Below are 9,994 nucleotides of genomic sequence, written 5' to 3'. Positions count from 1 at the left end.
AAAAATGCCTAAGGGTGACCTAAAGTCGCCAGAAAAAGACGGTAAAACTGTACTAGCCTGGGCCTCTGAAAATGGCTTAGATGCTTCTCCTATCGTGGCTGCATTAAACGACAGAATATAAGCTTAAAAGAATTGTTCTAGAACGAACTAAACGTTCAACATGGAAGGTGAGCAGCTTATCATGCTTGCCTTTAAAAATGGCCTCTTTTGAGGCCGTTTTTTTATCTAAAAACAACTTTGTATTTAGCAGGCTGGAAATACAAGAATAAAACGCCTACTCAATGATCTACTGAATTAACTCGCCTCTATGCTTTTGCGATTACTTTATTTATTCAAATTTCGTAGCGTTAATCTTCGAATAGTTTGAGACGGAGAAATTTTCTTATTCTTCTTCACTTTCGGCAGTATTCAATAAATTTCCAGCTAATTTTTTGTTACTTTGAACGCCAAGTTTACGGAACTGTTCAACTTGTCGTACTAGGTTACCTTTACCGGTAGATAACTTATTCATAGCGCCTTCATAGCTTTTTTGACTAGAATCTATGGCTTTTCCTACTTTTTCCATATCCACCATAAATCCATGAAACTTGTCATATAATTTCGCCGCATTATCGGCAATTTTTTGAGCGTTTTGATTTTGATATTCATATTGCCAGATATTATTAATGGTACGCAGGGCCACCAACAGATTCGTTGGACTAACCAACATGATATTGTTATCAAAAGCCAATTTCATCAATTCTGGGGCTTGATCAGCGGCAAGCAAAAATGCCGATTCAATGGGTATAAACATCAACACATAATCTAAAGTACGAATACCTTTCAAGTTCTGATAGTCTTTTTTGCCTAGCTCTTTTATATGACTGCGCAATGAGTTTATGTGTTCTTTTAGATGCACAACACGTGCTAACTCATCGTCATGCTCATTAAAATAACGTTCATAGGCGGCCAGTGACACTTTGGAATCGATCACTATATCTTTATCGTTTGGTAAATGAACAACCACATCAGGTTGAAAACTCTTGCCCTGTTCATTTTTTAAGGCAACTTGGGTGTCAAACTCATGTCCTTCCCGCAGTCCAGACTCTTTCAATACGCGTTCTAAAACCACCTCTCCCCAGTTTCCTTGGATTTTATTGTCACCTTTTAAAGCCTTAGTCAAAGCGGCTGCATCATGAGTAATTTGCTGATTTAACTCCTTTAACCCTAAGATTTCAGTTTTTAGCGATGCCCGATCTTGCCCTTCTTTTACATATTGCTCTGTGACTTGCTTTTTGAAACCTTCTATTTGTTCTTTTAACGGTAATAATATTGAGTCCAAACCTGCTTTGCTAGTTTGACTAAATTTCTGCTGTTTCTGTTCAAAAATTTTATTAGCAAGGTTCTCGAATTGCACTTGTAAACGTTTTTCAGCGGCCTCGAGTAATTGTAATTTATCTTCACTGGCAAGTTGTTGCTGTTCGAAACTTGCTGATTGTGACTCTAATTGAGTACGCAATTCACTCGCCTGTCTGTTACTTTGTTGGTGCTGCTGCTGCCAGTAGTTTTTCTCTGTTTCTAATTCAGCAATTCTTTGTACTCTTTGAGTCAATTGTCCTAATTTATTTTGGGTGAGCAATTGTTCTTGCTGGGCGCTTCGCTGCTCAGAAACAAACGTCTTTATCTCTAAGTCTTGTTGCGCAAGTTGATCTCTTAATTGAGTTTCTTGTTGAGCTGCGAGTAAACCAGTCTGAACGATAGTGTTCTGAGCCCGTTTATTGATGACAAAACCAATAATCAAGGCCCCGAGCAAAGCTCCCAGTAAGAATAAACCGGCAAAAACAGATAGCAATATAGGGTCGTTAAACTGACTCATAGTGGTAGTTTCTACTATTGATGTAACCAAGGTTACTTATGAATAAAAAAGGCGGTAAATTAACCCTGTAATTTACCGCCTCAATTGACTAAGAAATATTTACTTTTCCATTTCAGCTATTTTAATTTTCCAAATTGCTGGGCCTGTTTCGTGAGCATTGGACCCTGTGCTGTCTACTGCAACTGTCACTGGCATATCAACCACGTCAAACTCATAGATAGCTTCCATTCCTAAATCTTCGAAGGCCACTACTCGCGCCTTCTTAATCGCTTTAGATACCAAATACGCTGCACCACCCACAGCCATCAAATACACTGACTTATGTTTAGCTATGCTTTCCACTGTAGCAGGACCACGTTCAGCTTTACCTATCATGCCAATAATGCCGGTTTGGTCTAACATCATATCGGTAAATTTATCCATTCGTGTCGCGGTTGTGGGTCCCGCTGGTCCCACAGCTTCATCACCTACTGCGTCAACTGGGCCTACGTAATAAATAAATTTATTATCAAAATCTACTCCTTCGGGTAAACCTTCGCCATTCGCTAACATTGTTTGAATGCGTTTATGCGCAGCATCACGTCCAGTTAACATTTTACCTGACAACAATACGGTTTCGCCTACTTTCCATTCTTGAATATCTTCTTTGGTCACAGTGTTCAAATCAACTCGACGAGTTCCTGCGCCCACTTCCCAAGTTACTTTTGGCCAATCTTCTAATTTAGGTGGAGTAAATTCAGCCGGTCCAGAACCATCTAAATGAAAATGTGCGTGTCGAGTAGCGGCACAATTAGGGATCATAGCGACAGGTTTTGACGCGGCATGGGTTGGCACAGATTTAATTTTGATATCAACGACTGTAGTTAATCCACCTAACCCTTGAGCTCCAATACCTAAGTCATTGACTTTTTTAAATATATCTAAACGCAGTTTTTCTTCTGTAGTCTCTGCACCTCGGTCCATTAATTCTTGTATATCAACAGGATCCATTAAACTTTCTTTGGCTAAAACCGCGGCTTTTTCGGCCGTACCACCAATACCTATACCCAACATTCCTGGCGGACACCAACCCGCCCCCATAGTAGGTAAAGTTTTGACTACCCAGTCGGCTATGTCATCACTAGGATTTAACATTACCATTTTAGATTTATTCTCAGACCCGCCTCCCTTAGCAGCAATCATGACTTCGATTTCGTTTCCAGAAACAGTATCAATGTGTACAACCGCTGGCGTGTTATCTTTAGTATTGATTCTTTTACCTGCAGGATCGGCGACAATTGACGCGCGTAATGGATTGTCAGGACTAAGGTACGCACGTCGCGTACCCTCATCGACCATTTGTTGTACAGTCAAATCGGTTTTATCCCATTGCACCGCCATCCCAATTTTCACAAAACACGTGACTATTCCCGTGTCTTGACACAAAGGTCGTTTCCCTTCTGCAGACATTCGCGAATTGATAAGGATCTGCGCCATGGCGTCTTTTGCCGCCTGACTTTGCTCTTTGTTATAAGCCTTTTCGACTGCTTTAATATAATCAAGGGGATGATAATAAGAAATAAACTGCAAAGACTCTTCAATACTATCTATAAAATCTTGCTGACGAATAACTGCCATGATTGCCTCTTAAATTTTTTGGGTTAAGTTTTTACTATTAGATATGATAACCTGAACACGAAATTTGCTCCACGACAATTCGGCAGCACTATTGGACCCCCATCAAGTAATTTTTAAGGTATACAGAACTCGTCACCATGAACAACCGCAAATACCCGTTAATAGTTTGCCCCCTTAATTTACCTAGTCACTATTCAATGGCAGACATTTTTTGCCACTATGCAGATCAAGCGTGGTCGATGTTTTTAGATTCTGCTAACAGTCAACACAAAGATGGTCGCTATGACATAATGGTCTCCTCTCCTATTGCCACTGTAACCACTAAAGGCAATGTCAGTTATGTGTGGAACCAGATAACCAATCAAAATCAAGAAAAATCCGACAACCCCTTAACATTAGTTGAAAATTTGCTCGAACAAATTATGCCAAGCACTCAAGTTGTCGGTGGTGACAATACTGATTTACCCTTTATGGTAGGTGCCCTTGGTTTGTTTGGTTATGACTTAGGTAAACGTTTCGAACGTTTACCTAATAACAATGCAGATGAATATTCCACTCCCGACTTAGCAGTGGGAATTTATGGATGGAGCATCATAAAAGACAATTTGAGTCAGCAGTTTTATTTATGTTATCTGGACAATTACCCTCATCCATCAAGCCAAGATATCCAACAACTAACTGCAACTAAACTCCCGTCGACCTCGTTTAATTTAAGTACTCGTTGGCAAGCTAATATGAGCCAACAAGAGTACACCTATAAACTGTCAAAAATATTGTCTTACTTAAATGCTGGAGATTGTTACCAAATAAACTTAGCACAACGTTTTTCAGCCGACTATAGTGGCGATGAGTGGCGCGCCTACCAAGATTTAAGAGTCGCAAATCAGGCTCCTTTCTCTGCATTTTTACGTTTTAAAAATGGCGCGGTGATGAGCATATCACCCGAACGATTCTTATCTGTAAAAGACCGCAAGGTGCAAACCAAACCAATAAAAGGGACCAGACCCCGTTGTGATAATGACGAAGACGATCAACTACAAATTTCAGCATTACTTAGTTCTGAAAAAGATCGTGCTGAAAACTTGATGATTGTTGATCTTTTGCGTAACGACTTAAGTAAACATTGTCAGCCTGGTAGTGTTGATGTTCCTGATTTATTTACGTTAGAAAGTTTTGCGGCAGTTCATCATCTGGTCAGTACAGTCACGGGGACGCTTAAAAACAGCAGCAGCCCTATGGACCTATTGCAAGGCGCTTTTCCGGGTGGTTCCATTACTGGCGCCCCCAAAATACGTGCAATGGAGATTATCGATGAGTTGGAGCCTAACAAACGCAATGTTTATTGTGGAAGCATTGGTTATCTAGGGGTATTTGGCGACATGGATACCAACATTTGTATACGTACATTGTTGTGTGAAAGTGATAAAGAAGCACCTACTATTCATTGCTGGGCAGGTGGAGGTATAGTATTAGATTCGGACGCTAAAGAGGAGTACCAAGAGAGCTTGGACAAAGTATCAAAAATACTACCTATATTGACTCAACAGTCTTTATTGAAGAAACACGGATGATGATATATGAATAAAGCGCAATTTATCACCCGTTTTCATCATGCCAAACAGGTCAACTCAGAGGCTGACTTCCCTCTTAGAGCTCCCGGTAAGCCGGCTGCCGTATTGTTGCCTATATTAGAATATAGTGACGAACTAACCGTTCTATTTACGGTTAGAGCCACTCACTTAAAACATCATGCGGGTCAAGTCAGTTTCCCTGGAGGTAAACAAGAACTATCAGATAACTCATTAGTGGAAACGGCATTGCGAGAAACCCATGAAGAAGTCGGTTTACCTGCTAATAAAGTAGAGATTGTTGGAAACCTACCTTTGTATCGCACTGTCAGTCGCTATGAAGTTATGCCTTATGTAGGTTTTGTCTCAGCCCCAACAGAATTAACCTTAGATAAAAATGAAGTTGATAGTACCTTTGAAGTACCGTTAAGTTTTCTCTTAGATCAAAAAAATCATTTAATCCATTGGGTTAAACGTAATAATGGACAGTTTCCTATTTATTTTATTCCATGGAAACAACACAATATTTGGGGGGCGACAGCGGCGTTTGTGCGCAATTTGTCGAATCATTTTTAGTCTACTCATTTATTTCCTTTAAAAAATAACAGCAATCTTTACACCACGGCTAGTCAACTTATCACCTTAGCTATTGTTCTCACTAAAATTAACCAGCACAATTGCCTATTAATTTTTTTGTTGTGGATCGTACAAAATGATCAGTGTTTTTGACATGTTCAGTATCGGCATTGGCCCTTCTAGCTCACATACTGTGGGTCCAATGCGGGCTGCCAAGGCTTTCTGTGGGGAATTATCAGATCAAGGCTTTTTCGACACTATTGATGAGGTTCAGGTGGAGCTGTTTGGTTCCTTAGGGCAAACGGGTAAAGGTCACGGAACAGGTAAAGCGGTGATACTGGGGTTACTAGGCTATGTACCAGAATCAATTGATAGCTCATTAGTTGATGGTTTCCTGGAACAAGTAAAAAGCACACAACAACTCAATCTAGATGCAAAAAGATTGATTAAATTTCCTGATCAAAATGCCATTATTTTTCACCGTCGTAAATCCTTGAGCCAACATCCAAATGGCATGACCTTACATGCCATGAAAAATAATGAGGTGCTCATTTCACAGACTTACTTCTCAATCGGAGGTGGGTTTATTATCCGCGAACAAGACTTTGCAGACCGAAAAGTAGCCGCCCTTATCCACGAAGAACAAGCCGTTCCTTTTAATTTTTCCAGTGCTAAACAGTTACTTGAGCTGTGTAATGAGCAAGGAATGCGTATTAGCTCGATCATGATGAAAAACGAGCAAGTATTTCAACCCAAAGAACAAATAATCGAAAAACTCTGGCATATATGGCAAGTCATGTACAAAAGTGTGCAGACCGGTATTCATAATGAAGGTATTTTACCAGGAGGCTTAAAAGTTATGCGCCGCGCTCCTGGATTATATAATCGCTTACAAAATGAAAAAAATGCCGATCCTATGGTTGCCATGGATTGGGTTAATCTATTTGCACTAGCAGTCAACGAAGAAAACGCCGGTGGCGGCACAGTAGTAACAGCCCCCACTAACGGGGCCGCAGGCATTATTCCTGCGGTATTGTGTTATTACGATAAATTTGTAAAACCTGTCGACAAGGACACCGTAAGCCGCTATTTGTTAACGGCTGCTGCAATCGGGATTTTATATAAGAAAAATGCATCAATTTCTGGTGCTGAAGTTGGCTGTCAGGGAGAAGTAGGCGTGGCTTGTTCTATGGCCGCAGGTGCATTAACCGAAATAATTGGAGGTTCGGTTGATGCAGTTGAAAACGCAGCTGAAATTGGAATGGAGCATAATCTCGGATTAACCTGTGATCCAGTGGGAGGACTCGTTCAAGTCCCTTGTATCGAACGCAATGCTATGGGTGCCATTAAGGCAATCAATGCTTCAAGATTAGCCCTGAGGGGCACAGGTCAACATAAAGTGTCACTAGACAAGGTTATCAAAACTATGTGGGAAACGGGTAACGACATGAAATCAAAATACAAAGAAACCGCTCGTGGCGGTTTAGCTGTCAATATTATTGAGTGTTAAGAAAAATAGCGCCATCCGTGCGAACAACCACGACTTAAACTAAAAACGGCATCAGTTGTAATATTGACGCCGTTTTTTTAAATGTTAGATAACTTAACCGTATTTTTACCTGACCGGCAAGGTTAGACCTTTAAACATTTTCTCTACTTCGTCGTTATTTTTTAACATCATCGCTTTTTCTACCACTGTTTTAGTAAGATGTGGTGCAAAACGTTCGATAAACTCGTACATGTAGCTACGTAAGAAAGATCCTTTTCTAAAACCAATCTTAGTGGTGCTGTATTCAAACAAATGACTCGCGTCAATTTTAACTAAATCAGAGTCTAGCTTATCGTCAATTGCCATTGAGGCAATCACCCCAACTCCCACACCTAACCTGACATAAGTTTTAATTACGTCAGCATCTGTGGCAGTAAACACAATTTTAGGATCGATTCCCGCACTACTAAAGGCTTGGTCTAACGAGGACCGCCCAGTAAAACCAAACACATAGGTAACTAGATTGTATTCCGCAATATCTTCTATTGTGATAGCTGTTTTCTTCGCTAACGGATGATCGCGATTAACAATGATGCTTCGATTCCAATGATAACAAGGCAACATCACTAAATCGTTATACAAATGCAACGATTCAGTAGCGATTGCGAAATCAGCTTCCCCCTTAGCGGCAAGATCACTTATCTGTGAAGGCGTGCCTTGATGCATATGCAATGAGACTTTTGAATACTTGTTCATAAAGCCTTTAATTACTTCAGGTAAAGCGTATCTAGCCTGCGTATGAGTCGTAGCAATATTCAACTTACCTTGATCTGGTAAAGTATGCTCTCTAGAGACAGCCTTGATGCTTTCAACTTTAGCCAATATTTCGCGAGAGATATTAATGACATCTTGGCCTGCTTCGGTGACATGAGTAAGATGTTTGCCACTACGGCCAAATATTTGTACGCCCAACTCATCTTCTAACATACGAACTTGTTTACTGATCCCAGGTTGTGATGTGTACAAGCTTTCTGCGGTAGCCGATACGTTTAAGTTGTTATTGAGTACCTCAACAATGTATCGGAGTTGCTGTAATTTCATGTATTAGCCTTGCTTGTTAACCTTGGGAGTTTTTATATATTAAAACGTTATATAACTTTAACAAGGTGAATTCCATTTTTTTTTAAAAAAATGTTCTAGTTATATAAAAACCAAAACGCCAAAAAGCTAAACCAGTGGACAAATCAAATATCAAATTACGAAAAAGGTCTGATAAGATGCCACTATCGAACAGACTTATTTCATGTTCAACCCTATGTTTTTTCCGTTAATTTACCCAATGGGAATACTCTATGCCCAAAGATGAACTAATTGATTTTTCCACTGTATTAGGATCTGCTGTACATGATATGAAAAACTCTTTGTGTCTGTTAATGCAATCAATTGAAAATTTGGGGCACACAGTAAGTGATTCCGATCCTCAATCCAAAGAGCATTTAGCGTCGGCACATTATGAAGCCTCAAGGCTCAATATCGGACTGGTACAATTGCTTTCGTTATATCGAGCTGGATTGAACAGTTTACCGCTCAATATTGACGAACATCACATAGAAGATGTCATCGAGGATTTGTTAGCCACTAATGAGAGTTACCTAAGCCATAAAAATATGATTTTAGAAGTTGAGCAATCAGCCGATTTAGTATGGTATCTAGATTCAGATCTAATTGGTATTTTGTTAAATGACGTTTTAATCAATGCAATGCGTTACAGCCAAAAAAAGATACTGTTGAGTGTTTATTCAGAAAACGAAAAATTAGTATTTAAGGTCGAAGATGACGGCCCAGGTTACCCACAGAGCATGTTAGATGCACATAGTATCAATATGCAACACTGCGATATTGGTCAAGGTAGAACAGGATTGGGGTTGTTTTTTGCGAGATTAATTGCTCAAGCACATACCAAAGCAGAGGACAAAGGCACAATATCACTAAAAAATGGTGGTAAATTAGGTGGTAGCGTTTTTATCCTGACGTTACCTTAGTTTTACCCCTTGAAATAACTAAGAGAGTTGAAGCGCAAAGTGGGAAAGTTATAGAGTTATGGTATTTACAATAATAATAATATTGATTGTTTCGTTAGTGTTAGTAGGCATTATTGTCAACGCGATCCAACAACACAAAAATAAAATTGAAAATGATCGTAGGGCAGAATTATCCAAACTAAAAAATATTATCGAGAACACTGAAACGGCGCTATTGGCTGCAGAGCAAATCCCTATATCTCAAAGATTGATATTTATTCTGCAAAGAAGAATATTAGCTGCAATGAAAGCGGCTAAACAAGTTGGTGACAACACAACGGGTTCAGACGATAGGATAAAAACTGCAGAAAGCAGCTTAAAAGCCATTGAAGTCAATAAGCCGCCTCCAAGTGAAGAAAGTTTTCAGTTGCCCCAAAGCGATAAGCAAGTTATCCAGTTTATTCGCGGCATTAAAACCATGCGAGCGTTATTACGTGCAGAATTCAAAAAAGGCAAAATAGAAAGTCGCGTCTTCTTAGCAGAAGACAAACTACTTGAGAGATTACAACTACGCGCAAACGTTGACACCTTAATACGTCGAGGAGAGTCCGCTTTAAAAAATAATCAATTGGGATCTGCTAGGCAATGTTTAGAAAAAGCCATAGGTGCTCTCGCATCTCAGCCGAACCCAGACGAATTTATTATTACAAGGCAGGCACAACTAGAGGAACAACTAGAAAATATTGAAAATAGCTTAAAATCAGTAAACAGCCGTGATGTAGCGAAAAAAGAAGAATCGGAAAGAAACGAACTCGACGAACTTTTTGCAGAAAAGAAAAAATGGTGATTTAGACATAAATTTGCGTTG

Annotated in this window: 8 protein-coding genes and 1 pseudogene; 6 read left to right on the top strand and 3 right to left on the bottom strand. The window is 39.7% G+C overall.

Annotation, left to right across the window (positions count from 1 at the left end):
* A pseudogene (locus KO534_RS23850) lies at positions 1-121 on the top strand (DUF3718 domain-containing protein); the annotation flags it as partial.
* A gap of 261 nt (positions 122-382) precedes the next feature.
* Here KO534_RS23850 and rmuC read toward each other — a convergent pair.
* Together rmuC and KO534_RS06865 are read right to left on the bottom strand one after the other, a co-directional pair.
* Entirely contained in the window at positions 383-1,855 is a 1,473-nt protein-coding gene (rmuC, locus tag KO534_RS06870) for a DNA recombination protein RmuC (protein WP_215928765.1), read from the bottom strand.
* Between the two features lie 99 nt (positions 1,856-1,954).
* Positions 1,955-3,472, bottom strand: coding sequence for a fumarate hydratase (locus KO534_RS06865; RefSeq protein WP_215928763.1), 1,518 nt, complete (start codon positions 3,470-3,472; stop codon positions 1,955-1,957).
* 137 nt (positions 3,473-3,609) lie between these two features.
* Here KO534_RS06865 and pabB point away from each other — a divergent pair, with 137 nt between their 5' ends.
* The 3 genes from pabB (at position 3,610) to KO534_RS06850 (ending at position 7,126) form a co-directional block, all read left to right on the top strand.
* Positions 3,610-5,043, top strand: coding sequence for an aminodeoxychorismate synthase component I (gene pabB, locus KO534_RS06860; protein WP_215928761.1), 1,434 nt, complete (start codon positions 3,610-3,612; stop codon positions 5,041-5,043).
* Between the two features lie 6 nt (positions 5,044-5,049).
* Positions 5,050-5,616, top strand: coding sequence for a CoA pyrophosphatase (locus tag KO534_RS06855; protein ID WP_215928759.1), 567 nt, complete (start codon positions 5,050-5,052; stop codon positions 5,614-5,616).
* Positions 5,617-5,752: 136 nt separating this feature from the next.
* Entirely contained in the window at positions 5,753-7,126 is a 1,374-nt protein-coding gene (locus tag KO534_RS06850; RefSeq protein WP_215928757.1) for an L-serine ammonia-lyase, read from the top strand.
* A gap of 105 nt (positions 7,127-7,231) precedes the next feature.
* Here the strand turns inward: KO534_RS06850 and cysB are convergent, their stop codons facing one another.
* Positions 7,232-8,206 (bottom strand): HTH-type transcriptional regulator CysB, encoded by a 975-nt coding sequence (cysB, locus tag KO534_RS06845; protein WP_215928755.1) that lies wholly within the window; start codon positions 8,204-8,206, stop codon positions 7,232-7,234.
* A gap of 251 nt (positions 8,207-8,457) precedes the next feature.
* On the opposite strand from cysB, the gene KO534_RS06840 reads away from it, so the two are divergent.
* Positions 8,458-9,147 (top strand): sensor histidine kinase, encoded by a 690-nt coding sequence (locus KO534_RS06840; protein WP_215928750.1) that lies wholly within the window; start codon positions 8,458-8,460, stop codon positions 9,145-9,147.
* 58 nt (positions 9,148-9,205) lie between these two features.
* Positions 9,206-9,973, top strand: coding sequence for a hypothetical protein (locus KO534_RS06835; RefSeq protein ID WP_215928749.1), 768 nt, complete (start codon positions 9,206-9,208; stop codon positions 9,971-9,973).
* Positions 9,974-9,994 lie beyond the last annotated feature (21 nt).

This window comes from Paraglaciecola arctica, from assembly GCF_018861065.1.
Lineage (GTDB): Bacteria > Pseudomonadota > Gammaproteobacteria > Enterobacterales > Alteromonadaceae > Paraglaciecola > Paraglaciecola arctica_B.
The sequence above is the reverse complement of the archived record's forward strand: the minus strand, read 5'-3'. Positions and strand labels throughout refer to the sequence as shown.